Below are 24,408 nucleotides of genomic sequence, written 5' to 3'. Positions count from 1 at the left end.
TGAACCTCCTCTTGAAAAAGAAGATGCTCAATCGTGAGAGGGGCATAAACTGCAAGCATCATGTGGTTGGAGGGCTAGGCTTAGTGGTATGGTGAACGTAAGTGAAGTTTCATAAGTATCGTAATTACGAAAGAGCTAAAGATGCTGATAAGCTCTGACCAAAAGGTAATGTGGATAAGTTACATTCTTCATTTCTGGATGTACGCAAATAATAACTCCACCGATATAGAGAAGCCACCTAACCCACTGTTGTATGATAGAAGGAACAGGGTAAGCCTGTATTTTCGCCTATATGGCAAGCAAACCGCAAGGAATGCTGATGAAGGTGCAGGTAAAGGAGAATGGAGAAAGCGAATGCCAGTTTGTAATGAAATGGATAGAATTTGTAACATTAATTCGCGTGAAAACGAGCAGACTTCCATTTGGTCCTTCGTGACAAGAAACTTTGTTAACCACTTAAGGTAGGAAAGCAGATGATTACAAGTAAAACTGTAAGTGCACTTACCAACAATTCCGAAGCATGGAACCAGTTATCCTGGAAGAAATGCCAAAAAGTTGTTATGAGGCTACAGAGGCGTATTGTTAAGGCTGTCCAAGAAGGAAGATGGGGTAAGGTAAAAGCTTTACAACATCTTCTCACACCCTCTTTTAGCGGAAAAGCTTTGGCTGTTAAGAGAGTAACTGAAAACCAAGGAAAAAACACAGCGGGTGTAGATCGTCAACTATGGTCAACTTGCAATGCTAAATTTCAAGGAATAAAGCAGTTAAAGCAAAGAGGATATAAACCTTCTCCGCTAAAACGGATTTATATCAGTAAATCTAATGGCAAAAGAAGACCTCTTGGAATACCAACAATAAAAGATAGAGCCATGCAAGCATTATATCTGTTTGCCCTGGAGCCAGTATCTTAAACGATCAGCGACCGTCACTCCTATGGCTTTAGACCTAAAAGATCCTGCGCGGATGCTATTGCTGCTTGTCACTTATTACTGGCAAGACGCAATCGACCACAATGGATACTAGAAGGTGATATCAAAGGGTGCTTTGACAACATTAACCATGAATGGCTTATGAAGCATATTCCTATGGAGAAGAAAATTCTTCATAGATGGTTAAAAGCTGGTTTCCTAGAATCGAAAACTCTGTATCCCACAACTGCTGGCACTCCGCAAGGAAGTATAATTTCTCCAATACTAGCTAACTTTACCTTAGATGGTCTTGAACAGTTATTAGAAAGTCGCTTTGGTAAATTAGGTAGCAAAAGAAGAGGAAAAATCAGAAGTGGAGTGAATGTAATCAGGTACGCAGACGACTGTGCGCCGTAGAAACACGGAAAGTGTTGAAGCTGTGCAGTAGATGAGGGAGGGCCCCTCTGAGCCGGTTTGCAAGAGCAGGCTTCAAACAGCCATAAGCTGCTTTGGTAAAGAGCTAAGGTAGTGAGCGTTATGGAAAAGGCACAATTATGTGTCATGCATGAAATAGAGAGACGAACGCAAGTGAACCACTGATGAAGTGTCGAAAGCGTAGAGACGACGTCAAAACCAGGGGGTAGTCGTTAACCTGGGATGAATCTACTGGGAGCTTGTTTACTGGGTAGGTGGCGTCCGGCATAAAAGTGGCGTGAATCTATTTTAGGCTATTGCATGGAACTACGGGAACCTGTCGTTTCGATGAAAAGGGAGAAGTCCAAAGAGCTGATCTCTGAGGATGAGAGTACCGATGCGAAAAACAGGGGCGGATTAGCTCGTAGTAGCGAAGAAGTTTCTGTAATGGAAATGGAGTGAAGGGGCTAAGTTATTTAGTTTTAATTATTTATCAACCGAAAGGGAGGAGTTAATGAATAAAACAAAGTCTTTTGATATACCGAAGCAACTTATTTGGAGAGCTTATAAACAAGTATCGAAAAATAAAGGTGCAGCAGGTGTAGATGAGGTCTCGATAACAAAGTTTGAAGAAAATCTAAAGGATAATCTATACAAATTATGGAATCGGATGTCATCCGGAAGTTATTTTCCAGAGCCGGTAAAAGCTGTTGCGATACCAAAAGATACAGGAGGGCAAAGAATTTTATGTGTGCCTTCAGTATTCGACAGAATAGCGCAAACAGCAGCTACAATGTATCTTGAGCCGTTAGTAGAACCGAAATTTCACGAAGATTCATATGGTTATAGACCAAATAAGTCTGCGCTGGATGCGGTATACACAGCACGGAAGAGATGTTGGAAAAATGATTGGACGGTAGATCTTGATATATCTGGATTTTTCGACAATCTGGACCACGATTTAGCACTGCAGGCTATCAAGAAACACACAGACTGCAAATGGGTCATACTGTATGTTGAGAGGTGGATGAAAGCCCCCATTCAGAAAGCAGATGGCAGTAGGGTAACAAGGGATAAAGGAGTTCCGCAAGGAGGTTCAATAAGCCCAATCATTTCAAGCATATTTATGCACCATGCGTTTGATATGTGGATGAAACAAAATTATCCAACAGTACCATTTGAAAGATATGTAGATGATGCGATAGTGCACTGCAGAACTAAAAGACAGGCAGGATTTATGAAAGTAATGATTGAAGAAAGATTGGCTAAGTGTAAATTGAAGTTACATCCTGAAAAGACACAGATTGTGTACAGTAAGGATGATGATAGAAAAGAACAATTTCCTAAACAAAGCTTTGATTTTCTAGGTTATACTTTTAGACCTAGAGTAGCAAAGAATAAGATGAGGAATTATTTCATCTCATTTCTACCTGCAATTAGTAACAAAGCCAAGAAGAAGATCAAGAAAACCATAAAGTCATGGAGAATACATCGGATTACATGGACCACACTAGAGGAAATATCGAAGAAGATAGATCCAATAGTCAGAGGCTGGTTTCAGTACTATGGCAGGTTTTATAAATCAGAGATGTATCCATCTCTTAGAAATATAGAGAGATACCTCATAAGATGGGTCAGGACAAAATATAAGAAACTTCGTGATCACGGAAGACTAGCAAAGCAATTTCTAGGAAAAGTGAGAAAGAGGTCTCCAAGTATTTTCTATCATTGGACACTTGGGTTAGGATCAAAAGGCTAAATAATGGGAGCTGTATAAGCCGAGAGGTTTCCGTGCAGTTCTGCGAGAGACTGGTGGGGAAGCTCCGCCGGTCTACTCTCCTTATTATTTCAGGTTTCACACATGAAGTACTGGAAAAGGAAGTTAAGCCTTTAGTATCATCTTTTCTTCATGAGCGAGGTTTAATTCTGTCAGAAGAGAAGACAAAGATTACATCTATTACAACAGGGTTTGACTTTCTTGGTTGTAATGTACGTAGATATAATAAGAAGTTAATTATTAAACCTTCGAAAGAAAGTATTAAAAGACTTCTTAATAAAGCACGTACATTGATAAAAGCAAATATAGCGAACACTCAGGCTATAGTAATTAAGTCACTCAACTCTCTACTGAGAGGATGGGGAAATTACTATCACCATGTGTGTGCTAAAAAAGCGTTTAGAAAGATCGACAATGAAATTTGGCATAGTTTATGGAAATGGGCAAAGAAAAGACATCCTCGTAAAGGATTACGTTGGATAAAGAATCGTTACTTCAAAGTAATGGGTCAACGCCAATGGGTTTTTGCTGCACCCATATGCAAGAACAAACCAAAAGAGATACGGTATTTAAGACTGCTTAAGCTGATTGATATACCTATCAGACGACATGTTAAAATCAGAGCGGATGCAAATCCCCTTGACTTAAAATGGAAAAAGTATTTTGATGAGAGAGTGAAACGAACAAGAATGTTAGCAAGCTCCTTTTCAAGAGAAGGTTCTCTACTGTTGGTGTCACCATTAAGAATGATGTTTCCTGAGGAATCATGAAGGACAAGCCGGTTCTAGAAAAGAAGAACTTAGATAAGGGGCTCAAGCGTAGTGTGGGGAAACCTGCATGCTGCGTTTCTAAGGGAGGGGGTAGTAGTAATACTGCTTCCTTACCTGACCAAGTAAATTTTTATGCAAAAATTATTATCAAAAAGTAGTAATGTAAGAGGCTTTACGTGCAATTAAATTTATTTAACAATAATCAAGTTGATTATTGTTGGCAAAATTATATCACCTTAGATGAAAATAAGCACGTATATAACTCAATAGTTAATGATTTATCTTGGAAATGCCTGATTCTTTTTGGACCTAACAGCTCTGGGAAAACTCACCTTGCTCATATCTGGCAATCAAAAAACGATGCTATTTTCATTGATGTAAATAATTTTGTAAGCGAAATGAGGTACAGCGATGCGTTTATTTTAGAAGATGTACAAAACATTAAAGATGAGGAAATGTTGTTACATTGTTATAATTACATGAAAGAAAATGATAAGAGACTGCTAATTACTTCTTCGATTTTACCGAAAAAGCTTAACTTCAAACTAAAAGATTTAAGCTCGCGAATATTATCAACTATCAGCGTAAAAATTTTACCTGCAAGCGAAGAATTATTAAGAATTATGCTAATAAAACAATTTTCAGATAAACAGTTAAAAATTGATCTAAAGGTAATTGATTATATTCTAGCAAGAATAGAACGTTCTTTCCACAGCATTAATAAAGTTATAGAAAAAATAGATAATGAATCTATAGGATCAAATGTAACCATTCCTTTTATTAACACTTTATTAAAAAAAAGTGCCAATTGATTCCTTTTTTTGTAAGGTATTTATTAAATATATTAAAAATTTATTAATACCCATACAATAATGAAGTTGAAATCACTATTTCTTTATGTTAAAATTATAATAAATACTATGATATAATAAGAATAAACAGACATAGCTAAGGGAAATTTTATACGATAGTAAAACTTACTTTACAGGATGTTTTTTATAGACTCAATGTGATAATTGAAATATGGTAAAAATAAGATCAAATTTAAAAAAAAGGTTAAAACAAAGGTTTGTAGTACTTACTTTATTGATAAATGCTTTGTTTATCTCATATTTTCTTATAAAAAACACAAAAAATACTTTCAATCAAATTATAGTCAAAGAAATAAATATAGGAGCTGATAATGAAAAATAAACAACCACAAAATAAAAAAGAGAATCTTTACATCACGTATTACATAGATGCTTTGGTTTCTGAAAAATCCTCTACACAAAATACTTTGGAAAGTTATCGTTCAGATTTACACCAACTTGAAAAATTTTTATTAGAAGGAGGCACTACCTTAGTTGGTGCAAGTAAAGCTAATATTAAAGATTATGTAAACTTTTTACGTACACAAAAGAAATATAAAACTAGTTCTATATCAAGAAAAATATCTGCTATCAAAAATTTCTATAAGTGCCTATTTAATGATGGAATAATAGATTTTAATCCAGCACCGGCTAATGATAATGAATTAAGAAATCCAAAGGTTTCCCGTCCTTTGCCTAAGTATTTAAGTGTTCAAGAAATATTTTTGCTCATGGAAACAGTAAAAAAATCAGCAAGCGGATCGAATAAAGAGATAAGCAGTAAAAGGCTATGTGCAATTTTAGATATTCTTTACTCTTCCGGGATGCGTGTTTCTGAACTAATTAATATGAAGTTATGTGAAGTATTACATTTAGTAAACGGTAATGGTAAAGAAGGCTATATAATAATAAAGGGAAAAAGTAGCAGAGAAAGGCAAATCCTTTTTAATGAGCAAGCATTGCAAAGTCTTAAAAATTATTTATCAATTCGTGACAATCTGCTTCCTAACAACAAAAAATCTGATTGGCTATTCCCAGGTGATAAACCTAATAAACCCATTACAAGGCAAAGAGTTGGTCAATTAATAAAGGAATTAGCAAGAAAGTGCGATATTGATGAAAATAAAATCTCTCCACATGTGATTAGGCATTCTCTTGCTACCCATCTACTGAATAGCGGAGCAAATATTGTGCTGATACAAAAAATTCTTGGCCATACTAATCTTTCTACAACACAAATATATACTCATATTGCTAATGAAAAGTTAAAGGACAAATTAGCTGATTCTCATCCTATTACTCAGATGATCAATAATTAAACTTATTGCTTTTAGTTTTGTAGTAAAGTTAAATTCAAATAAGTTTACGTGTGTTTGTGATTGCAAGTTTATTGTTTAATTTACTCCTTATATTATGGGAAGTATTCTATACTTTAATTACTCTCCCTGTAATTTTCTTTCCTGAGTGTGTAATAACCATTTTCCTTGTTTGCTCGGTGAGAGTTGTATTATTCATGTTGCGTTTATTATGTGGCATTAAATATGAAGTGAGGGGAATGGAAAACATTCCTAAGCAACCTTTTATAATTGCATCTAAACACCAATCTCCATTTGAAACATTTATTTTTATACTACTCTTTAGAAAAGCAGTTTTTATTTTAAAACGTGAATTGAAATGGATTCCATTCATTGGTTTACATCTTATAGCGCTGAAAATGATTTTTATTAACCGTTCAGATGGTATCAGTTCTATACGCCATATAATTAAACTAGCAAAAATGCATATAAAAGAAAATAGAAGCATAATAATATTTCCTGAAGGCACAAGAACGACTATAAACCAAAATATAAAATATCAATCGGGTATTGCTGCTTTATATAGCGTATTATCTGTTCCTGTGTTACCGATTGCTTTAAACACTGGTTTGTTTTGGCCAAAAAGCATACTTTCTCTGAGAAAGAATCCCGGAAAGGCGGTAATAGAAATATTACCTCCCATATATCCTGGGTTAAACAAAAATGAATTCTTGCAAAGTTTAGAAAAAATCATTGAAGAAAGAAGTAGTAGATTAATTGCAGAAAAAACTGATATTGCAAATTAACAAAAAAACTTTATAATTAAAAGAAAAGTACAGGTATTAATATATGGCAAATCATAAGAGTGCTAAAAAAATGATGAAGGTAATAGCAAAGCGTACTTTAGTAAATAAGATGCGAAAAAGCAAAACTCGTACTGCTATTAGAAGATTAGTTGATATAATCAAGTCTGGTGACAAAGAGAATGTTGTCTTGGCATTTCGGAATGCTGAATCCAATTTACACAAATGTGTAAATAAAGGTGTCATTCATAGGAATACTGCTGCACGTAAAATAAGTCGCTTAAATGCAAAAGTAAAAGCATTGATGACCGCTTAATACGGTTAATGTAAAGTTAACTGTATTAATATATACTTTTCAGTTTGTATATTCTGTATAAAATTAAGTAGCTCAAGTGATGGATAAAAAAGCATTATTGGAACTAAGTAATGGGTCAAAAATTGATCTGCCCGTATTAAGTGGAACAGTAGGTCCTGACGTGTTAAATATTAAGGATTTATATAAGACGACAGGATTATTCACTTATGATCCGGGGTTTGTTTCCACAGCTTCATGCTCTTCCACAATTACATTCATTGATGGAGATGAAGGAGTTCTTAAGTATAGGGGACATGATATAGCTGATTTGGCAGAGAATAATAGTTTTACTGCTGTGATTTATTTATTGCTCTATGGTGAACTACCCAGTTCAGAGCAACACAAAAAATTTCTTCTCAAAATACAAGAATCATCCAAAGTATCAGAGCAAGTTACAAATGTAATCAAAGCATTTCCAAAAACTGCTCACCCTATGTCGATTTTAGTTGCATGTTTTGCAAATTTGTCAGCATCTTACCATGAAACACATGGCAACAATGTCAATGGTGAAGATTTAGATTTTGGAATTTCTGCAATAGCACAAGTTCCTGCAATTGTTGCAATGATTTATAGACATATCAACAATCAGGAATTCACAAATGCTAATAATAAATTAAGTTATAGTGAGAATTTCTTAAATATGATATTTGGCAGTGCTGTTAATAATACCCTTTTTGTAAAAGCTCTGGATAAAATATTTACTCTCCATGCTGATCATGAACAGAATGCTTCTACAGCAGCTGTCAGATTGGTAGGGTCAGCTGGTTCTAATCTATTTGCAAGCCTGTCTGCAGGAGTTGCTACACTTTGGGGTCCAGCACACGGTGGAGCTAATGAGGCAGTTATAAATATGCTAAAAGAGATAGAGCAAAGTGGAGATGTAGATAGATTCATTGAGAAAGCTAAAGATGATAAAGATCCATTTAAGCTAATGGGATTTGGACATCGTGTTTATAAAAACTATGATCCGCGCGCGCTTATATTAAAGGATGCTTGTCATGAGATTTTAAGCAAACTAGAGCAAAACAATGAATTACTTGAAATTGCAAAAAAACTTGAAGAAATAGCTTTAAAGGATGAGTATTTTATTACACGTAAGTTGTATCCAAATGTTGATTTTTATTCAGGTATAATAATGAATGCTATCGGTATCCCTTCAAGTATGTTTACACCCATTTTTGCACTTGCAAGAACCACTGGTTGGGTTGCCCAGTGGTATGAAATGGTAAACGATAAAGAAACCAAGATTTGTAGGCCAAGGCAGCTCTACCTTGGCAAATAAACTTTCATTCACAATTCATCTTTGAATAGCCTAATTTCCTTTAGCTATAAAATACAACAAATTGATTTTTTATTAGTTGATGTCTGCTTTTTTGCAGAACATTGGTCAGGCTGTGATATAGAAGGTTGGTTAAATGTTGTTTTGGGCTTATTAAAAGAAGATCGTGCTGAAGAAGGGCCAAGGCCACTATCTTTAGCCGAAGCATCATCCCCACCTTTACCTTCACCATAGTAGTCGGGCCTAAGGAATTTGCTTGAGTTTTTAGCATGTGATTTACCTATAACTGAATTCTTAGGTGAATCACCAAAACCACTATCTGCACTTGGTCCATCCGTCCCTGCTTTTTCTTCAGAAGGGGCAATAGTTTGTGTTGGTGACTGCATAGCTTGCACACGTGCAGGATCAATAGACAGTTTATAATCCTTATTGATTACAGAGCTCTCTATGATCTTATCCATCACACAGTAAGTAATGTTTCGATTAGCACAATCTATTGCATATATTCCTTCACCAGTAAGCTTTAGATCTGATCGCGTATCATCGTCAATATAATCTTCCATATTATTTAATACATCCATACCAAATATCTTATTAAGATGATCAGCCTCTTCTCTTTTTAAAACTATAAGCTTATCACTACCATAATTAGAACCAGGGATTAAAATCGACTTTTCTCCTTTCGTCACAAATTTAGGGCGAATTGCATCAGAGCAAGGGACACGCATTATAGTATTAACTGACGTGCCTGCTTTGTGAAATAAATCAACTAGCGAAAATTTTCTGTCTACAGAAGGTAGATCATCACTATTTGAAACTTCAAAAGCACGATAATCACTCATTGAGGTGTTTCTTACAATATTGTTAATGAACTCAATCTCATCAAAAACGTTTGACTTTATATATATATCATTACCCTTGATTTCTAAAGCTTCCTCAGGAGACTTCCTATACTCTCCGATATCTTTTAACAATAAATCTTTAAAATAGTCTTGTAATTCGCTACCAGAGGAATCAAAACGTATAGCATATAGGTAATTTTTTCTATCCTTAACTTCTACCTCCTCCCCCCAATGCTTGTCCATAGAATCTGGATCTTCTGCTACTAAATAGTTCTTTCTACTATATACACAATCATTGGCTAGCAAACATTTTAAATTAAAAACCACCTTATTATCTATTGGTATTGAAAATTTATATTTCCCCCTTATATCTTTTTCTAGAAACTTTTTATCACATTTAAAAGGAAAAGAATTCATATCAAAAGACAATCCAGCCACATCATATCTCTCATCTATTTCATATTCTCCATAATACGTATTTACTATACTTTCTTTCAACTTACTCAGATAGTCCATGCATTCCTCTTTATCCATGTTTTTATCAAATGAGATAACTATATGATCCTTGTAAGAACCTTTTTCTACGACGAGATTAGTAGCAATAGCATTGTTATAATGAAGAATAACGTTGAACGCTCTTACTAATTCTCGATATTTGTTTGTGTTAAGCATAATGCCACCTCTCTAATTAATTAACATAATTATTTACTACCCCTGCTACTACCTTGACCACCAGATTGATTTTTCTTTTTTTCCTCTTCACGTTTAATCCTGTCTCTAAAATCATCTACTGTAACATTTTTACCCAAATTTCTCAGATTAATACTTCCTCCTCCTGGAGCAGTATTATTAAATACTCTTTTGCCTGAACCATTGTTACCATGCATATCAACCTCTAAATTAAATTATTATGTAATGAGTATATTAAGAATCAATTATCAGCACAAGCAGTTTTTTAACATAAATTTTATTCACCATTTTTATACTCCTGGATTCCAGTAGGCTTTGTTGCACCACTCAAGGAAAGAACAGGCAGTTACTGATGGAATTTGTTATAAAATAGATATTTAGCCGACAAAGGAAAAATATGCCAATAAGAATGAAAGTCAGTAACTGCAATGAATATAACAAATTTCTTCAAGAAAGGGGAAATGTTTTTCATTATATCAACGATGCCATTGAAAATTGGTACGAAAATAGTCCAAAAGTAGCAGGTGGCAACAATGTCTACAGCGACAAAGTAGTGATTCTAATTCACATAATAACCTATCTATTCAGGATTGGTCTTAGGCAAACAGTGGGATTTATAGAGAAATATCTTGAGCAAATAGGGAAAATTTTGCAAATTATCAGCTATTCGCAGGCTTCAAGAAGGTTTAAAAAGCTTAATATCAAAATCAACGACTGCAGAGTTGATAAGAACGATATGGAAGATATTGAAATTGCTATAGATAGTACAGGTATCAGCATCTACAATAATATTCCAGGCCATAGTAAGGCAAATGGTACAGATAGAAAGTATCGCCGCTATGAGCAAACAAGAAAGCTACATGTAATGCTAGAGATAGGTAGTAAAAAAGTTATAGCTGCAAAATACAGTAGTGGAGTTTATTCCGACCACTATGGAGCCTGTGATCTTATTGAAAGAGTGGATACCAAGTATAACATAAGCACGATATATGCAGATAGGGCATATAATCGAAAGAAGTTATACAAACTGTGCGATGAGCTTGACATAAAGACAAGGATTCCTCCGCAAAATAATGCAGTAGAGCATCCAAAGTTGGATTATATGAATGAGAGAAATTCTACAATCAAGCTCATAAAGTCATATGATGAAGATGGTATGAAGAGGTGGAAAAAAGAGATAAATTATTGGAAGAGATCTTATATAGAAAGTTTTTTCTCGCGACTGAAGCAAATATTTGGATTTAGTTTTAGGAATAAATCTGAGATTAATCGTGAGAAGGAACTGCTACTCAAGTGTTATTTGCTTAACAAATTTACTGAAATAGGCATGGCTAAGTTTGATATAGCTTCATGAATTTATTATACATTACCCACTATCCGAAGAGCTGTGCAACAAAGCCTGCTGGAATCCAGATGAAAAACCAGTCTCTGGAATGACAAAAAGAGAGAGAACCTTTACATACCTCTCTCTTTGCTAACTGAAGAAGTATAATTCTCAACTTTTATATCAGTTAATCCTTCTGGCCGTTCCATGTGAGCATTAGACTTAGTAGCTTTTCGCTGATCACTATTGCAGTTATAGCCTTCCTTTCTATCTAACGCCCTTACATTGGGTTTAAAGCGCCTAACTCTCCTGTGTTCCTTTCGCTCTGGAGCAGGTGGACAGACAGCTAATTTTGGTTTTTCAGTTTTCTCTTCTTTTGCTTCTTTCTTTTCTTTATTCATTTTTTCCAGTTTTTGTACTTCACTATTTTTGTGACTTATAACAGGTTTAGGTAGAGTGTCTACTAATTTTTCTATAGGCTTTGGTAAAATAGCACGTTCTTGCTTGTCTAGAACAATTGGCATTGGAACTTGAGATGAAAAATTAAATAGGGAAATTGGTGTGATTTCATTCACTTTTGTTTCTATTTCTTGACGAACTTCTTTTGATTCTGTTTTTTCTGCTTTTTTGTCTCTTTTTTCCTCAGTTACATCTTGCTCTACTACTGCTGCTAAATCAACTGCAAAAATTTCTGCAAACATTGCAATGACTGAGCCCACGAGAAAAGTTTGAAGCTTCAATTTTAAATTTTGCAACGCTTGCAAACGTTCGAGTATTGCTATTTCTTCTTCAGGAGATAACTCACCGCTGAGTAATTTCTCCTGCAATTCTTTTATCTCTTTGTCTAGCCTTTTATCCCAACTTAAATCTAAATCTTTTTTGAAGATCTTTTTAACTAATTCCTTAAGCTTATCACGCAAAAACTTAATTATCGAAAGAAGCAGATTTTTCTCTTTCTTCTCCTTGAGCATTTTGTAGACTTTCGGATCTACATTTACTTCAAAAAGATTAAAGAGGGATTCAAAGAAATTTGCGAATACCCCTTGATTATCATCAGTAAAGTAATCCTCATTATCTTGTATATGTAGCTCTACTTGAGATAATGTTTCATCAATGCAACTCGCAGCCTGACGCTCAAGCTCTATTCTCTTGAGCTCAGCTTTCCTAGCAAGCTCCTCCATGAATCCTTTTAATTCATTGAGCTTCTGCTCTGCAGAGAGATCTTGCTCTCTGATTCGATTAATGTAGATTGAGCTACCGTCCTCTTCGTTGTTATTGATTAAAAAATTTTTCATTGCTTTTTCTCCATTAATTGAATTACTGTTTCTATAATTGTTTAGAAGGCTTTTTACCATTTTATCTTAAGTCTATAAAATACAATAACTCAATCTTATAATATGAAGTATTTAATAAGTATTAATCCTAAAAAATATCAATAATTTATTGATATTTTTTAAGATTAATACTATATACAGCCTAGCATATATTACATAATTTTTCAAGAACATATTCACTATAACAGAAGACTTTCTTATTTGCCTCTAAAACACCTGCAAATCATATAATAAAAGAATATTATAATGTTTAATGTAATACTATACAATGTTATAAAATATAGTATAATACTAGCATACCACTGAATTAATGCTGAGATATTCCCTTGCTTGATCAGTTAAAACACGTCCTCTTGGTGTGCGCTTTACAAAACTGACCTTGATTAAATAAGGTTCTACTGTTTCTTCAATATTGCCAACATCTTCAGATAGTGCAATAGATATGGTGTCAATTCCAACAGGTCCTGAGGTGTTAAACAAAAATCTCAGATAATCCATATCTAATTTATTTAGTCCCATTTTATCTATACCCAATTTTGATAGTGCAGAACCGGCAATTTCACAGGTAATTTTTTTATCATCTTTTACTTCAACAAAATCTCTTATTCTTCTGAGTAATCTCAAAGCAATTCTTGGAGTACCACGGGCGCGGCAGGCAATTTCCTGCACAGCATCCTTTTCGATTTCAGCACAAAGAACTCTTGCACCTCTTTTTATAATATCAACCAGTTCCTCAAAAGAATAAAACTCAAGATGCAGGGGAATACCAAAACGATCCCTCAGCGGTGCAGAAAGCAGTCCAAGCCGTGTTGTTGCCCCAATCAGTGTAAATGGTGGTAAATCTATTCTTAAAGTTCTGGTAGATGGGCCCTCACCTACTAGTATATCTAGGCAAAAATCTTCCATAGCAGTATATAAAACTTCCTCAATGCTACGATTTAATCTATGAATCTCATCGATAAATAGAACATCTTTTGCATTTAAAGTAGTGAGCACTGCAGCTAAGTCCCCAGCTTTACTAAGCAATGGACCAGAAGTTGCACGAAAGCTAACCCTTAACTCCTTAGAGACAATTTGTGCTAAAGTTGTTTTACCAAGCCCTGGAGGACCATAGAGCAATACGTGATCCAAAGCTTCAGCTCTCGTCTGTGCAGCATTTATAAACACTTTTAAATTTTGTATTAAGTCTTTTTGCCCGACAAAATCATCAAGTTGCTCAGGCCGGATATTTAAATTACGTACATCTTCAGAGTATTCCTTACTACATGATATTGACTTCATATTGTTTTAAGCGCCATACGAATAATATCTTTAGTGTCCAAGTTTGGTGATTCATCTTCTATTTTTTTTATTGTATCATAAGCTTTTGTTCTTTCATATCCAAGATTGATCAAAGCTGAAAGAGCATCTTCACTAATTGAGTGAAAATGATTGTTATTTATCTCTAATTTACTTACTTTGCCATTCAGCTCAGTAATAATTCGATTTATGAGTTTCAGGCCAAGTCCACTCACCTTAAGTGCTAGTTTATCCTCATTTATAATTGCCAAAAACAGTTGCTCTGGAGTTAATTTGCTCAAAATTGACATTGCGGTTTTATAGCTGACACCGCTCACTTTAACTAATAAACGCAGACACTGCTGTTCTTCTTTACTTATAAAGCCATATAGCTGAGTAACGTTTTCTCTGCTATTTGCATAAGTGTCGATAAGTAATTTTACTCTACTTCCAATCGAACAAGCACTTAAAGTTTTGGCTGAAAGATATACTATGTAGCCAACATCATTCACATTCAGGATTATGTGATCGCTACACACCTCATCAACTATTCCTCTTAGATTTCCTATCATTTCTAGTACTTTATAAAATTCAGTTTAAATGCTCCTGAATCTTAGGTCAAGCAAACGAACATTATAGAAGTAGTTCCAGTTTCAATCATTGCAGACAAGTTTGCAGGAAATCTATTTTAATATGTTATTCCAGATCATTATGTAATTGAACCACAAGTTACTCCGATAGAAATAGAGCAGACAAGTTTGCAGGAAATCTATTTTAATATGTTATTCCAGATCATTATGTAATTGAACCACAAGTTACTCCGATAGAAATAGAATTGCAGTCTCCTAACTTAGCTAAGTAATAGAAATTTCTATCTTTGGTGAAATAAAGGTAATTGTTTACTGTTTGCGAAAATATTTGCATAATTTAAGTAACATTACTTGATAAGAATTAACTATGGAGCTTAATAAGATTGCAGCATCGATTTTACTTTCTGGATTAATAATTATGATAGTTAGTAATGTAGTTGATATGCTCTACAACCCAGAGGATTATAAAATTGAACACCAAACAATAGTAGCAGCCAGCAATGAGCCTCAACAAAAGATTGAACAAGTGGCACTTGATATTGGAGAGCTCATGCAGAATGCTAGCTTTGAAAAAGGCAAGTCAGCAGCAAAAAAATGTATAGCTTGTCATAGTTTTGAGAAAGGTGGAATGAATAAAGTGGGGCCAAACTTATGGAACGTGGTTGGAAATAAAAAGGCCCATCTTGGCAGCTCATTCAATTACTCAAAAGCACTACTTGAAAAAGGTGGGAAATGGGAGTATGAGGAGTTATTTGCTTTTTTAAAAAATCCAAAAGCCTACATAAAAGGTACACGTATGGCATTTGCAGGCATTTCCAATCCACAAGAGATTGCAGATCTAGTCAGCTATTTGCGTTCGATGAGCGATAGTCCGGTTGCCTTGCCAAAGTAGTATGAATTATTGTAAATTACTCGATGGAAGTAATGGCCATATAGCATATCGAAAGCTACAAGGAAAGAAGGCTTCTATAGTTTTTTTTAGTGGTTTTGCATCCAATATGGATGGAACTAAAGCAACTGCCGTTTACAAATTTTGCCAAGAAAATGATATAGTACTTGTGCTCTTTGATTATTTTGGCCATGGTAATTCAAGCGGTGATTTTGCTGATTATACAATAAGTGATTGGCAAAAAAATTGTGCTAAAGTGATAAGTGAATTAACTAGCAATAAACAAATAATTATAGGTTCAAGTATGGGAGGATGGCTGATGCTGCTCACTGCTCTTCAATTTCCAGAAAAAATTGCAGCATTAATCGGCATATCGTCTGCTCCTGATTTTACTGAAGATTTGATATTCAAGCAATTGTCAGGCAAGCAAAAAGAAGAACTAGGTTCTAAAGGTGTAATAGATTTTACTTCGGAGCATTGTACATACAAAATAACTAAAAATCTGATCGAAGACGGTAGAAAGAACCTTCTTTTAAACAGAGAAGCAATAGATATAAACTGTCCTGTGCGCTTATTGCATAGCATTAATGATAAAGATGTTCCTTATCAAACTTCATTGAATTTAGCTGAAAAAATTAAGTCAACAGACGTTGAAGTACACTTAATAAAATCAGCAGAACACAACATGTCTGATAATCATTCACTGAAAATTTTATTTAAGACCATCAGAGAATTTTTGCCAGGAGAAATATATAATTGAAGTAATTCAGATGTGTTTGTCGTAAGAGCTGCAGTTATAGCTTCAACAGTAGGCACTATTCTTGATCACCTCAACATTTTCTCTTGGCAATTCTTTAATAAATCGAGAAGTGCTCATTGGTTGCCACTGATTATTAATTTCCCTCCTATCTGCACATGAAATGATCAACCTTTCTTTTGCTCTAGTTATGCCAACATATGCAAGTCTTCTCTCTTCTTCCAAAGCTTTACCACTTTTATCTTCAAAAGATCTTTGATGAGGAAATAATCCTTCTTCCCAACCAGGTAAAAACACGCACGGGAATTCAAGCCCTTTAGCCGCATGAAGAGTCATAACATATACAGTATCATCGCTATTCATATTATCCACTTCCATCACCAAACTAATATGCTCCAAGAAGGTTATAGTGCTGTCAAAATTCTTCAAAGATGAAATGAGCTCTTTAACATTTTCTATTCGCGCTAAACCCGTCACTCCTTCATTCTCAAGCATTTCCATATATCCTGATTGATTTGCTACGATTTTAACAAATTCATGCAGTGGTTTTACGCTTACTATTTCTTCCCAAGCTTTAATTTTATTTAAAAAATCATTTAGTGAGAGTTTAATTCTTTCGGTTACTTGATCACTATTAACCAATATTTTTGCTGCCTCAAAAAAAGAAATTTTGTTATCCTGAGCAGTCGTGTATATTTTCTTTAGAGTTGTAGCTCCTATGCTTCTTTTTGGACGATTTACGATCCTTTCAAAAGCGAGATCATCATTATTATTTGTAACAAGCCTCAAATATGCAATTATATCCCTTACTTCTTGACGTTCGTAGAATTTTACGCCACTTATAATCTTATAGGGAATTGAATATTTTATAAAATACTCTTCGAGAACTCTAGTTTGAAAAGTAGCCCTGACGAGCACTGCAATATCACTAAATCTGTATTTATTGAGTTTTAATATCTGTTCGCTTATGAACCTTGCTTCAGCCTTTCCGTCCCACAATTTGATTAGATTTACCTTTTCGCCTTCAATGTTTGTTGTCCACAATTTTTTTTCTAAGCGAGTCTTATTGTGATTGATCACATATGATGCAGTTGCAATTATGTGGGATGTTGACCTGTAGTTACACTCCAGTTTAACGGTTTTTGCATTTTTAAAATCATCGGAAAATTTCAAAATATTTTCAACTTCTGCACCACGCCAACTGTATATCGACTGGTCATCATCTCCTACACAGCAAATATTTGAATGCTCTTTTGCAAGGTATTTTAGCCAAAGATATTGTATTGCATTTGTATCTTGATACTCATCTACCATGACATACTTAAACTTGTTTTGGTAGTAGGACAGAACCTCGGTCTTTTTATTAAAAAGTTGTATGTTATATAACAATAAGTCACCAAAATCAACAGAGTTAAGGAATTTTAACCTTTCCTGATACTGGTAATAGACTTTAAGTGCAGTTACGTAAACTGGCCTAAATGATTGAACATCTTCCACTTCAGACGGCAATAAGCACTTCTCTTTCCATTGCTGAATAATATTCATAATGGTCTTATATTTTTCTGATAGGTAATCAGGATTTATTTCATTGATAATATTTTTTATTACCTGTAATTGGTCATCCACACCAATGATTGTAAAATTGGGGTTTAAGCCCACAATTTCTGCGTGCATGCGCAAAATTTTTGCTGCAATTGCATGGAAAGTGCCAAGCCATGGTATGTTTGTGCCCGTTAGCTCAAGTACCCTTGATACCATCTCATTTGCTGCTTTATTTGTAAATGTAACTGCTAATATCTCATCAGAATAAGCGTGACCGTTTCTAATTATGTGTGCTATTCTTGAAGTAATCGTTCTTGTTTTTCCGGTTCCGGCTCCTGCCAGTATCAAAACTGGCCCATTTATGTTAGTTACAGCTAATTGCTGTTCTGGATTTAACAGTGAGAGATAATCGTTCATTGAAGCTCTATAGATTATAACTTTATAAAGTTAAACCTATGATCCAAATATTGTAAAGGTCTTATTGAACATAACATTCAACTCATTCAAGTACTAGATATTTAAGCGTAGATCTATCTTGTTGGGGTAGCTTCAAGTGTATGGTGAGTAACAACAACTTGATTTGAGATATTGGCATCAAAACTTCTGCTTGTTTGATGAATAGGTGGAGTTTGAAATGGCTTAGGCTTACGATTCAGTTCCTTCATCTTTATTTCCTCAGCTTTAATAGGAAGTTTTTCTGGAACATAGAAGTTATGAATTTCAGCTCGTTCAGTGAAATTTTCATATGTTGCTTTCAACCAAGCTCCAATATCATATATAAAACCATATGCTTTTTCTTTAAATTCTATCAATGATCTACTGAAACTTGCTAATGTGTTATTAAAGTAAATTGTCATATAGTCTCTTGTGGTGTATTGATAACCTTCTCCATTTAATCTGCTATTTTGTGCGTTAGAACTATTGTTGCTTTTGAAGTAACCAAATATGTTGTACATTTTGAGCTACCGCTGACTATTAATATACATACATTATATATTAATAAATCAAGATTGTCAAGAGTGTTTATTGCATTACTGAGGAGTTGAAGCTTGTAGTACGATATTTTCAAATCTTTAATATAGTATTGACTTTACAGCAACAATTACCTTAAGTTAGTAACTATTGTTGCAGTTAAAGTATCGATGCCTTTTTTCTTTTATTTTTTTGCAATTCTCAGCATTTTATCTGCTGTATGCGTAATTAGTGTAAGAAATCCTGTGCATGCAGTATTATTTTTAATTTTCACCTTCGTTAACTCTGCAGTTCTTTTCATTCTCCTTGGAGCTGAGTTCATTGCTATGATGGTGATGATAGTATACATCGGTGCGGTTGCGGTGTTGTTCCTCTTTGTAGTTATGATGCTCGATATTGACTACATAAGGTTGCGCCAGGGTTTTGCAAAGCATTGCACTCTTGGTGCTATGTTGTGTGTTGTGTTTTTTCTAGTCATCAGCTTTGTAATCCGCAGCTCAGCACCGAATATAAGCAATGTTATAAACTATAATACCAATAATGTGAAAGCTATTGGTAATTTGCTGTATACCGACTACATGTACGCTTTTCATCTTTCTGGTATTCTGCTGCTTGTTGCAATTGTCGGTGCAATTGCTCTTACTTTGCAGGACAAGAAAAAAGGAGTTAAAAAACAGAATGTATTAAAGCAATTGACACAATCTTCATCTGTAAAATTGATTAAGGCTAAATTTGGAAAAGGAGTAGAATGGAAATAGGATTAAATCACTTTTTGATAGTTGCTGCTGTTTTGTTCACTATTGGAGTGTGCGGTATTTTCATCAACCGTAAGAGCATAATCAATATATTGTTATCAATAGAAATATTATTGCTGGCAATTAATATCAACTTAGTTGCTTTTTCTGCCTTTATGAATGATATAGTTGGGCAAATTTTTGTGATGTTTGTGTTGACTGTTGCGGCAGCAGAGTCAGGAGTTGGGCTTGCAATATTGGTTGTATATTATAGAAGCCGTGGCAATATAGACGTTGAACAAGCAAATTTAATGAAAGAATGATGGATATACTGAAATTAATAGTATTTTTGCCACTCTTTGGTTCACTGTTTGCAGCACTTTTTAGAAGAGATGTTTTTAGTCAGTTAGTTACAACGGCAGGGATTGGAATATCTGCAGTTTTATCTTGGTATGTTTTTCTCACCTTCTCTGAAAATTATCACTTGAGTTTATTTCCTTTATTTTCATTAAGTGTATTAAAAGTAAATTGGGCAATTAGTGTGGATGCTCTCTCATCCTTAATGCTTATTGTTATTACCACCGTTTCACTGGTAGTACATCTCTACTCTATCGGTTATATGGAGCATGATAAGGGGAAGTCGAGGTTTTTTTCTTACCTATCGCTATTTACGTTTTGCATGATTGTGCTGGTTGTAAGCGATAATTTCGTGCAGCTTTTTTTTGGCTGGGAAGGGGTTGGCCTATGTTCTTATTTACTCATAGGATTTTGGTTCCAAAAATATTCTGCAAATAATGCAGCAATTAAAGCATTTGTTGTGAATAGGGTAGGAGACTTTGCACTATTGATTGGAACCTTTCTTATTTATTATACATTTCACTCTTTGAATTTTACTGAAGTTTTTGACACAACTGATCTTCTTGGCACGCAGAACATTAGGGCATTCTGCTGTGAATTCAAAGTAACTCATATAATATGCATATTACTTTTTATTGGCTGTATGGGTAAATCTGCACAGCTTGGTTTACATGTTTGGTTGCCAGATGCAATGGAAGGGCCAACCCCTGTTTCTGCACTCATTCACGCAGCAACGATGGTAACAGCAGGTATATTTTTAGTAGCAAAATGTTCTCCATTATTTGAGCTATCAAATGTGGCACGAGAATTAATAGTTATTGTTGGGGCACTTACTGCTTTCTTTGCAGCTACGGTTGCGATTACTCAGAACGATATAAAAAAAATAATTGCTTATTCAACCTGCAGTCAACTTGGTTATATGTTCATGGCATGTGGGCTTTCTGCTTACAATGTTGCTATTTTTCATTTAATGACACACGCTTTTTTTAAAGCTCTACTATTTCTTGGTGCTGGCAATGTGATTCATGCAATGCATCATGAGCAAAACATTCAGAAAATGGGAAATTGCTGGAAGAAAATCCCTTGCACTTATACTCTCATGTGGATTGGATCTCTTGCGCTTTCTGGAATATTTCCATTTGCAGGTTTTTACTCAAAGGATTTGATAATTGAACATGCTTATAGCACGGATAGCTTTGCTTTTGTAATAAGCTTAGTTGTTGCATTCTTCACAGCGTTTTACTCTTGGAGGTTATTGCTTCTTGTGTTCCACAGCCAAAAACAAAGTAAAATTAATATACATGAGGCACCAAAGATTATGCTTATACCATTACTGATACTCGCTTTTGGATCAGTATTTTCTGGAATATGGGGAGCAAATATTTTGAACATAACTAGTAATGCGTTTTGGAAATCAAGTTTAGTGATGATTGATGAGCATGGAGTTCATAATTTCTTTATAAAACTACTGCCAACCTTAGCAAGCCTAAGTGGAATAGCACTTGCGTGCCTAATTTACCAATATCAAGTAATTAGGCAAATTAAGAGTAAATTTTTACTTAAGTTTTTGCAGAATAAATGGTACTTTGATGAGGTGTATGAGTTTGTTATAATTGCACCGATAAGGTTTATATCTAGGCTTCTATGGAAGTTTGATGTTAAGGCTATTGATTCATTTGGACCAAATGGTGTTGTAAGGTTGGTTAATGAATGTTCAAAAAGTTCTATAAAGTTACAAACTGGTTATATATTTGATTATGCATTTATTATGTTTGTTACTTTAATAATCGGTGCTTTATATATTATTGGAATTAAATAGAAGGTGTTGTTACTTAGTATATTCTTGCTTCCACTGATAGGAGCGTTGATTTTATCCTCGATCAGGATTAATCATCAATCTATACACCTAAAATTCCTTGCCCTATTTTTTGCTATACTTCCATTTTTGCTTAGCATTGTAGCTTGTATAGAATTTGATTATAACAATGCGGACTTTCAGTTTGTCAGCTATCCAATCAAGAATGTAGGAATAGGGATAGATGGTATATCGTTGCTTTTCCTTCTGCTTACAACTTTCTTGTTTGTAATTTGTATACTCTATAACTGCAAAATGAGTTATACGACCCTAAAAGCCTATATGGCATTATTTCTACTGCTTGAGAGTTTTGTAGTCGGTTTTTTCGTTTCACTGAATGCTATAAGCTTTTATGTGTTTTTTGAAGCTGTTTTAATACCAATGTTCTTTATTATTGGCATTTGGGGAGGGAAGCAAAGGATATATGCGACGTTTAAGTTATTTCTTTATACATTAACTGGCTCATTATTATTTCTGCTTGGATTGGTGTATATCTATAGTACTTTTGGGACGTTTAATATACAAAAATTAGCTACATTAGTGCCAAGCCTTGATCTTGAAGTGCAGTCATTGCTGTGGATTACATTTTTTATTTCTTTTGCAATAAAAGTACCTATGTTTCCATTTCACACTTGGCTTCCTGATGCGCATGTGCAATCACCAACTTCTGGATCTGTGATTTTAGCTGGCTTGCTTATTAAAATGGGGGGATATGGATTTTTAAGGTTTTCTATTCCAATGCTTCCTCAGGCAAGTTTGTATTTTTCAAATTTCGTTGTTGTGCTGAGCATTATTGCGGTGATATATGCTTCTCTAGTTGCGTTTGCTCAAGATGATATAAAGAAGTTAATAGCTTATTCTTCAATAGCACATATGGGGATCGTTACTGCTGGCCTCTTTTCATTTTGTGAGGAAGGAGTACTGGGTAGCATATTTCAAATGATTAGTCATGGCCTTATTTCTGCTGCTTTATTTTTATGTGTTGGAATGCTATATACTCGAACTGGAACTTTGGAGATTGCAAAATATTTTGGCATAGTAAACACAATGCCAAAATTTGGTTTTATGTTCATTTTATTTTCAATGGCTTCAATAGGGCTACCTGGAACATCTGGGTTCGCAGGTGAGTTTTTGGCTATGGTTGGGATGTTTAAGAGCATAGGGTTTTTTACAGGATTTATCGCACTTGGCACTATTTTAAGCGCAGTTTATATGCTGAATTTATGTAAGCAAATAATATGGGGGGTTAGCTATTCTAAATTATTAAATAACCGTTTGGATAGCATAGAATTTTCTGTCTTAATTCTGCTTGCAGTGTTTGTTATTTTGCTTGGATTTTACCCAACCCTTGCACTGAATTATTTGAAGCCATGTATGGCAAATTTGTTAGTCAAATATAATGCCCTATGAATTATATACAGATATTGCCGGAAATGTTCTCTATTATCTCCTCGTTAGTGTTGCTACTGCTTGGGATTATATTTAACCGCAGAACTATCAACTTATTAGCACTTGGCTGCACAGTGGTAACTTTAATTATTTTAATTCTTTCGGCAGAAAACAATGAAATTTTTCTCTTTAATTCGTTGTTAAAACTCAATTTATACATCAGGTCAGCCCAAGGGTTAATTCTCAGCACAGGAATTTTAATACTTTTGATGCTGAATTTATCAAAATATGACTATAAATATGAATTTTCAATACTGATTCTTTTTGCACTGTTTGGCATGATAACTTTGGTTTCAGCAAATAGTCTGATCTCTTTTTATTTAGCTTTTGAGTTGATGAGTATATCTTTGTATGTTCTTGCGAGCTTTAATAAAGATTCGATTTATTCATGTGAAGCGGGAGTGAAATATTTTACACTCAGTGCACTATCTTCCTGCATTATGCTATATGGAATGTCGCTGCTTTATGGATATACAGGACAAGTCAATTTCTCTGAGCTCGGTTCATTCTTGCAAAACCATCAGATAACTTATGGAATAGTCTTTGGGTTAGTCTTTGTTCTAATTGGTTTGTGTTTCAAGCTTGCTATTGTTCCTTTTCATATGTGGGCTCCAGATGTTTATCAAGGTGCACCTACCATAGTAACTGCGTTTTTTTCTACGGCCCCAAAAGCTGCACTTGTAACATTTTTAATTCGATTGATGAATGAAGAGTTAGTAAATGTAAAAAGTTATGTTCAGCCTATTTTCTTATACGTTTCAGCATTGTCTGTGCTTATCTCAGCTTTTGGGGCTTTGCGTCAGCAAAACTTAAAAAGGCTGCTTGCTTACAGTTCAATTGGTCACATTGGTTTTATATTTGCTTCACTTTCTATTTTTACACAAGCAGGAACAGATAGTGCCTTAATGTATCTGGTGATATATATCATCACAAGCATAGGGCTATTCTCATATCTCGTACAAATTGACGATGATGATTGTGATATTGCAAATTTATCTGGTATAGGAAAAAAGCAACCAATTTTAGCATTCCATCTTTCTATACTATTACTCTCGATGTCGGGAATACCTCCACTTGCAGGTTTTATCGCTAAATTTTTTATATTCAAAAGTTTAATAAATTCTGGCTTTATCAGCCTGTCTTTGATCCTTGTAATATCGAGTGTGATATCATGCTACTATTATTTAAATATCATGAAAGTTATGTATTTTGATAAAGCTAGTGGTAATAAGGTTGCTTATTCTAAGAGTCTATTCATTATCACTTCAGTGGCTTCACTGATCAATCTCGTTCTTTTCTTGTATGTAGAAGATCTTGACTCACTCATTAAACTAAAGGGCTGA

At 34.5% G+C, this 24,408-nt stretch carries 26 protein-coding genes; 19 read left to right on the top strand and 7 right to left on the bottom strand.

Annotated features, from left to right (window positions below; genetic code table 11):
- Window positions 1–168 precede the first annotated feature (168 nt).
- The 11 genes from ACQ4M0_RS04600 to ACQ4M0_RS04550 all read left to right on the top strand — a co-directional run bounded on the left by ACQ4M0_RS04600 (window position 169) and on the right by ACQ4M0_RS04550 (window position 8,455).
- Window positions 169–465 carry a hypothetical protein gene (locus ACQ4M0_RS04600; protein ID WP_438456306.1) on the top strand — a complete coding sequence of 99 codons (297 nt, stop codon included), beginning with the start codon at window positions 169–171 and terminating at the stop codon, window positions 463–465.
- A gap of 8 nt (window positions 466–473) precedes the next feature.
- Window positions 474–911, top strand: coding sequence for a reverse transcriptase N-terminal domain-containing protein (locus ACQ4M0_RS04595; RefSeq protein ID WP_284143182.1), 438 nt, complete (start codon window positions 474–476; stop codon window positions 909–911).
- Window positions 912–914: 3 nt separating this feature from the next.
- Window positions 915–1,325 (top strand): reverse transcriptase domain-containing protein, encoded by a 411-nt coding sequence (locus ACQ4M0_RS04590; protein WP_347879130.1) that lies wholly within the window; start codon window positions 915–917, stop codon window positions 1,323–1,325.
- A gap of 511 nt (window positions 1,326–1,836) precedes the next feature.
- Window positions 1,837–3,081, top strand: a complete 1,245-nt coding sequence (ltrA, locus tag ACQ4M0_RS04585) for a group II intron reverse transcriptase/maturase (protein ID WP_438456305.1) — start codon at window positions 1,837–1,839, stop codon at window positions 3,079–3,081.
- Window positions 3,082–3,134: 53 nt separating this feature from the next.
- A complete protein-coding gene (locus ACQ4M0_RS04580) occupies window positions 3,135–3,869 on the top strand; it encodes a group II intron maturase-specific domain-containing protein (protein ID WP_265025203.1) in 735 nt (244 codons plus the stop codon).
- Window positions 3,866–4,027 (top strand): hypothetical protein, encoded by a 162-nt coding sequence (locus ACQ4M0_RS04575; RefSeq protein ID WP_012481963.1) that lies wholly within the window; start codon window positions 3,866–3,868, stop codon window positions 4,025–4,027. Before ACQ4M0_RS04580 ends, ACQ4M0_RS04575 begins: the two co-directional genes overlap by 4 nt.
- 18 nt (window positions 4,028–4,045) lie before the next feature.
- Window positions 4,046–4,681, top strand: a complete 636-nt coding sequence (locus tag ACQ4M0_RS04570; RefSeq protein WP_007302365.1) for an HdaA/DnaA family protein — start codon at window positions 4,046–4,048, stop codon at window positions 4,679–4,681.
- Window positions 4,682–5,052: 371 nt separating this feature from the next.
- Window positions 5,053–6,039 (top strand): site-specific tyrosine recombinase, encoded by a 987-nt coding sequence (locus ACQ4M0_RS04565; protein ID WP_007302367.1) that lies wholly within the window; start codon window positions 5,053–5,055, stop codon window positions 6,037–6,039.
- Window positions 6,040–6,233: 194 nt separating this feature from the next.
- Window positions 6,234–6,821, top strand: coding sequence for a lysophospholipid acyltransferase family protein (locus ACQ4M0_RS04560; protein ID WP_019236824.1), 588 nt, complete (start codon window positions 6,234–6,236; stop codon window positions 6,819–6,821).
- Window positions 6,822–6,864: 43 nt separating this feature from the next.
- Window positions 6,865–7,134: a 30S ribosomal protein S20 gene (gene rpsT, locus ACQ4M0_RS04555; RefSeq protein ID WP_007302369.1), complete on the top strand. Its 270-nt coding sequence runs from the start codon at window positions 6,865–6,867 to the stop codon at window positions 7,132–7,134.
- 79 nt (window positions 7,135–7,213) lie between these two features.
- A complete protein-coding gene (locus ACQ4M0_RS04550) occupies window positions 7,214–8,455 on the top strand; it encodes a citrate synthase (RefSeq protein ID WP_007302370.1) in 1,242 nt (413 codons plus the stop codon).
- Between the two features lie 44 nt (window positions 8,456–8,499).
- Here the strand turns inward: ACQ4M0_RS04550 and ACQ4M0_RS04545 are convergent, their stop codons facing one another.
- Window positions 8,500–9,966, bottom strand: a complete 1,467-nt coding sequence (locus tag ACQ4M0_RS04545; RefSeq protein ID WP_438456304.1) for a hypothetical protein — start codon at window positions 9,964–9,966, stop codon at window positions 8,500–8,502.
- Between the two features lie 29 nt (window positions 9,967–9,995).
- A complete protein-coding gene (locus ACQ4M0_RS04540) occupies window positions 9,996–10,181 on the bottom strand; it encodes a hypothetical protein (protein WP_438456303.1) in 186 nt (61 codons plus the stop codon).
- Window positions 10,182–10,381: 200 nt separating this feature from the next.
- On the opposite strand from ACQ4M0_RS04540, the gene ACQ4M0_RS04535 reads away from it, so the two are divergent.
- Window positions 10,382–11,338, top strand: coding sequence for an IS5 family transposase (locus ACQ4M0_RS04535; protein WP_213863789.1), 957 nt, complete (start codon window positions 10,382–10,384; stop codon window positions 11,336–11,338).
- 101 nt (window positions 11,339–11,439) lie between these two features.
- Here the strand turns inward: ACQ4M0_RS04535 and ACQ4M0_RS04530 are convergent, their stop codons facing one another.
- From ACQ4M0_RS04530 to ruvA, 3 genes are all read right to left on the bottom strand, one after another.
- Window positions 11,440–12,663: a hypothetical protein gene (locus tag ACQ4M0_RS04530; protein ID WP_438456302.1), complete on the bottom strand. Its 1,224-nt coding sequence runs from the start codon at window positions 12,661–12,663 to the stop codon at window positions 11,440–11,442.
- Window positions 12,664–12,933: 270 nt separating this feature from the next.
- On the bottom strand, window positions 12,934–13,923 hold the full coding sequence (ruvB, locus tag ACQ4M0_RS04525; protein ID WP_007302374.1) for a Holliday junction branch migration DNA helicase RuvB: 990 nt from the start codon (window positions 13,921–13,923) through the stop codon (window positions 12,934–12,936).
- Complete coding sequence (ruvA, locus tag ACQ4M0_RS04520) at window positions 13,920–14,492, bottom strand: Holliday junction branch migration protein RuvA (protein WP_007302375.1); 573 nt, start codon at window positions 14,490–14,492, stop codon at window positions 13,920–13,922. The genes ruvB and ruvA overlap by 4 nt, the downstream gene beginning before the upstream one ends.
- Window positions 14,493–14,877: 385 nt before the next feature.
- Between ruvA and ACQ4M0_RS04515 the strand changes: the two genes are divergently transcribed.
- Both ACQ4M0_RS04515 and ACQ4M0_RS04510 read left to right on the top strand, forming a co-directional pair.
- A complete protein-coding gene (locus ACQ4M0_RS04515; RefSeq protein ID WP_007302376.1) occupies window positions 14,878–15,402 on the top strand; it encodes a c-type cytochrome in 525 nt (174 codons plus the stop codon).
- A 1-nt stretch (window position 15,403) separates the two neighbouring features.
- A complete protein-coding gene (locus ACQ4M0_RS04510; protein WP_438456301.1) occupies window positions 15,404–16,159 on the top strand; it encodes an alpha/beta hydrolase in 756 nt (251 codons plus the stop codon).
- 42 nt (window positions 16,160–16,201) lie between these two features.
- Here ACQ4M0_RS04510 and ACQ4M0_RS04505 read toward each other — a convergent pair whose 3' ends face one another.
- Together ACQ4M0_RS04505 and ACQ4M0_RS04500 are read right to left on the bottom strand one after the other, a co-directional pair.
- Entirely contained in the window at window positions 16,202–18,115 is a 1,914-nt protein-coding gene (locus tag ACQ4M0_RS04505; protein WP_007302378.1) for an ATP-dependent helicase, read from the bottom strand.
- 113 nt (window positions 18,116–18,228) lie between these two features.
- The gene (locus ACQ4M0_RS04500; protein ID WP_052265004.1) at window positions 18,229–18,654 is read right to left on the bottom strand and encodes a WD_0964 family protein; all 426 of its coding nucleotides are present in this window, start codon (window positions 18,652–18,654) and stop codon (window positions 18,229–18,231) included.
- 186 nt (window positions 18,655–18,840) lie between these two features.
- Here ACQ4M0_RS04500 and ACQ4M0_RS04495 point away from each other — a divergent pair, with 186 nt between their 5' ends.
- Genes ACQ4M0_RS04495 through ACQ4M0_RS04475 form a run of 5 tightly spaced genes read left to right on the top strand, consistent with a single transcriptional unit; the run spans window position 18,841 to window position 24,408 of the window.
- Window positions 18,841–19,428: an NADH-quinone oxidoreductase subunit J gene (locus ACQ4M0_RS04495; RefSeq protein WP_006279581.1), complete on the top strand. Its 588-nt coding sequence runs from the start codon at window positions 18,841–18,843 to the stop codon at window positions 19,426–19,428.
- Window positions 19,419–19,727, top strand: a complete 309-nt coding sequence (gene nuoK / locus ACQ4M0_RS04490) for an NADH-quinone oxidoreductase subunit NuoK (RefSeq protein ID WP_006012916.1) — start codon at window positions 19,419–19,421, stop codon at window positions 19,725–19,727. The genes ACQ4M0_RS04495 and nuoK overlap by 10 nt, the downstream gene beginning before the upstream one ends.
- Entirely contained in the window at window positions 19,724–21,580 is a 1,857-nt protein-coding gene (gene nuoL / locus ACQ4M0_RS04485; protein WP_341815253.1) for an NADH-quinone oxidoreductase subunit L, read from the top strand. The genes nuoK and nuoL overlap by 4 nt, the downstream gene beginning before the upstream one ends.
- A gap of 3 nt (window positions 21,581–21,583) precedes the next feature.
- Window positions 21,584–23,026 carry a complex I subunit 4 family protein gene (locus tag ACQ4M0_RS04480; RefSeq protein WP_012481967.1) on the top strand — a complete coding sequence of 481 codons (1,443 nt, stop codon included), beginning with the start codon at window positions 21,584–21,586 and terminating at the stop codon, window positions 23,024–23,026.
- Window positions 23,023–24,408, top strand: a complete 1,386-nt coding sequence (locus tag ACQ4M0_RS04475; protein WP_012481968.1) for an NADH-quinone oxidoreductase subunit N — start codon at window positions 23,023–23,025, stop codon at window positions 24,406–24,408. Before ACQ4M0_RS04480 ends, ACQ4M0_RS04475 begins: the two co-directional genes overlap by 4 nt.

It is taken from the genome of Wolbachia endosymbiont of Kerria lacca, assembly GCF_051602725.1.
Taxonomy (GTDB): Bacteria; Pseudomonadota; Alphaproteobacteria; order Rickettsiales; family Anaplasmataceae; genus Wolbachia.
The sequence above is the reverse complement of the archived record's forward strand: the minus strand, read 5'-3'. Positions and strand labels throughout refer to the sequence as shown.

What these genes read in the sequence shown, in the direction of transcription:
- ACQ4M0_RS04575 (WP_012481963.1), top strand. Translation starts at nt 3,866, where the DNA reads ATGAAGGACAAGCCGGTTCTAGAAAAGAAGAACTTAGATAAGGGGCTC.
- nuoK (WP_006012916.1), top strand. Translation starts at nt 19,419, where the DNA reads ATGGAAATAGGATTAAATCACTTTTTGATAGTTGCTGCTGTTTTGTTC.
- ACQ4M0_RS04595 (WP_284143182.1), top strand. Translation starts at nt 474, where the DNA reads ATGATTACAAGTAAAACTGTAAGTGCACTTACCAACAATTCCGAAGCA.
- ACQ4M0_RS04475 (WP_012481968.1), top strand. Translation starts at nt 23,023, where the DNA reads ATGAATTATATACAGATATTGCCGGAAATGTTCTCTATTATCTCCTCG.
- ACQ4M0_RS04515 (WP_007302376.1), top strand. Translation starts at nt 14,878, where the DNA reads ATGGAGCTTAATAAGATTGCAGCATCGATTTTACTTTCTGGATTAATA.
- ltrA (WP_438456305.1), top strand. Translation starts at nt 1,837, where the DNA reads ATGAATAAAACAAAGTCTTTTGATATACCGAAGCAACTTATTTGGAGA.
- ACQ4M0_RS04560 (WP_019236824.1), top strand. Translation starts at nt 6,234, where the DNA reads ATGTTGCGTTTATTATGTGGCATTAAATATGAAGTGAGGGGAATGGAA.
- ACQ4M0_RS04530 (WP_438456302.1), bottom strand. Translation starts at nt 12,663, where the DNA reads ATGGTAAAAAGCCTTCTAAACAATTATAGAAACAGTAATTCAATTAAT.
- ACQ4M0_RS04535 (WP_213863789.1), top strand. Translation starts at nt 10,382, where the DNA reads ATGCCAATAAGAATGAAAGTCAGTAACTGCAATGAATATAACAAATTT.
- rpsT (WP_007302369.1), top strand. Translation starts at nt 6,865, where the DNA reads ATGGCAAATCATAAGAGTGCTAAAAAAATGATGAAGGTAATAGCAAAG.
- ACQ4M0_RS04600 (WP_438456306.1), top strand. Translation starts at nt 169, where the DNA reads ATGTGGATAAGTTACATTCTTCATTTCTGGATGTACGCAAATAATAAC.
- ACQ4M0_RS04500 (WP_052265004.1), bottom strand. Translation starts at nt 18,654, where the DNA reads ATGTACAACATATTTGGTTACTTCAAAAGCAACAATAGTTCTAACGCA.
- ACQ4M0_RS04565 (WP_007302367.1), top strand. Translation starts at nt 5,053, where the DNA reads ATGAAAAATAAACAACCACAAAATAAAAAAGAGAATCTTTACATCACG.
- ACQ4M0_RS04540 (WP_438456303.1), bottom strand. Translation starts at nt 10,181, where the DNA reads ATGCATGGTAACAATGGTTCAGGCAAAAGAGTATTTAATAATACTGCT.
- ACQ4M0_RS04550 (WP_007302370.1), top strand. Translation starts at nt 7,214, where the DNA reads ATGGATAAAAAAGCATTATTGGAACTAAGTAATGGGTCAAAAATTGAT.
- ACQ4M0_RS04505 (WP_007302378.1), bottom strand. Translation starts at nt 18,115, where the DNA reads ATGAACGATTATCTCTCACTGTTAAATCCAGAACAGCAATTAGCTGTA.
- ruvA (WP_007302375.1), bottom strand. Translation starts at nt 14,492, where the DNA reads ATGATAGGAAATCTAAGAGGAATAGTTGATGAGGTGTGTAGCGATCAC.
- ACQ4M0_RS04510 (WP_438456301.1), top strand. Translation starts at nt 15,404, where the DNA reads ATGAATTATTGTAAATTACTCGATGGAAGTAATGGCCATATAGCATAT.
- ACQ4M0_RS04495 (WP_006279581.1), top strand. Translation starts at nt 18,841, where the DNA reads ATGCCTTTTTTCTTTTATTTTTTTGCAATTCTCAGCATTTTATCTGCT.
- ruvB (WP_007302374.1), bottom strand. Translation starts at nt 13,923, where the DNA reads ATGAAGTCAATATCATGTAGTAAGGAATACTCTGAAGATGTACGTAAT.
- ACQ4M0_RS04545 (WP_438456304.1), bottom strand. Translation starts at nt 9,966, where the DNA reads ATGCTTAACACAAACAAATATCGAGAATTAGTAAGAGCGTTCAACGTT.
- nuoL (WP_341815253.1), top strand. Translation starts at nt 19,724, where the DNA reads ATGATGGATATACTGAAATTAATAGTATTTTTGCCACTCTTTGGTTCA.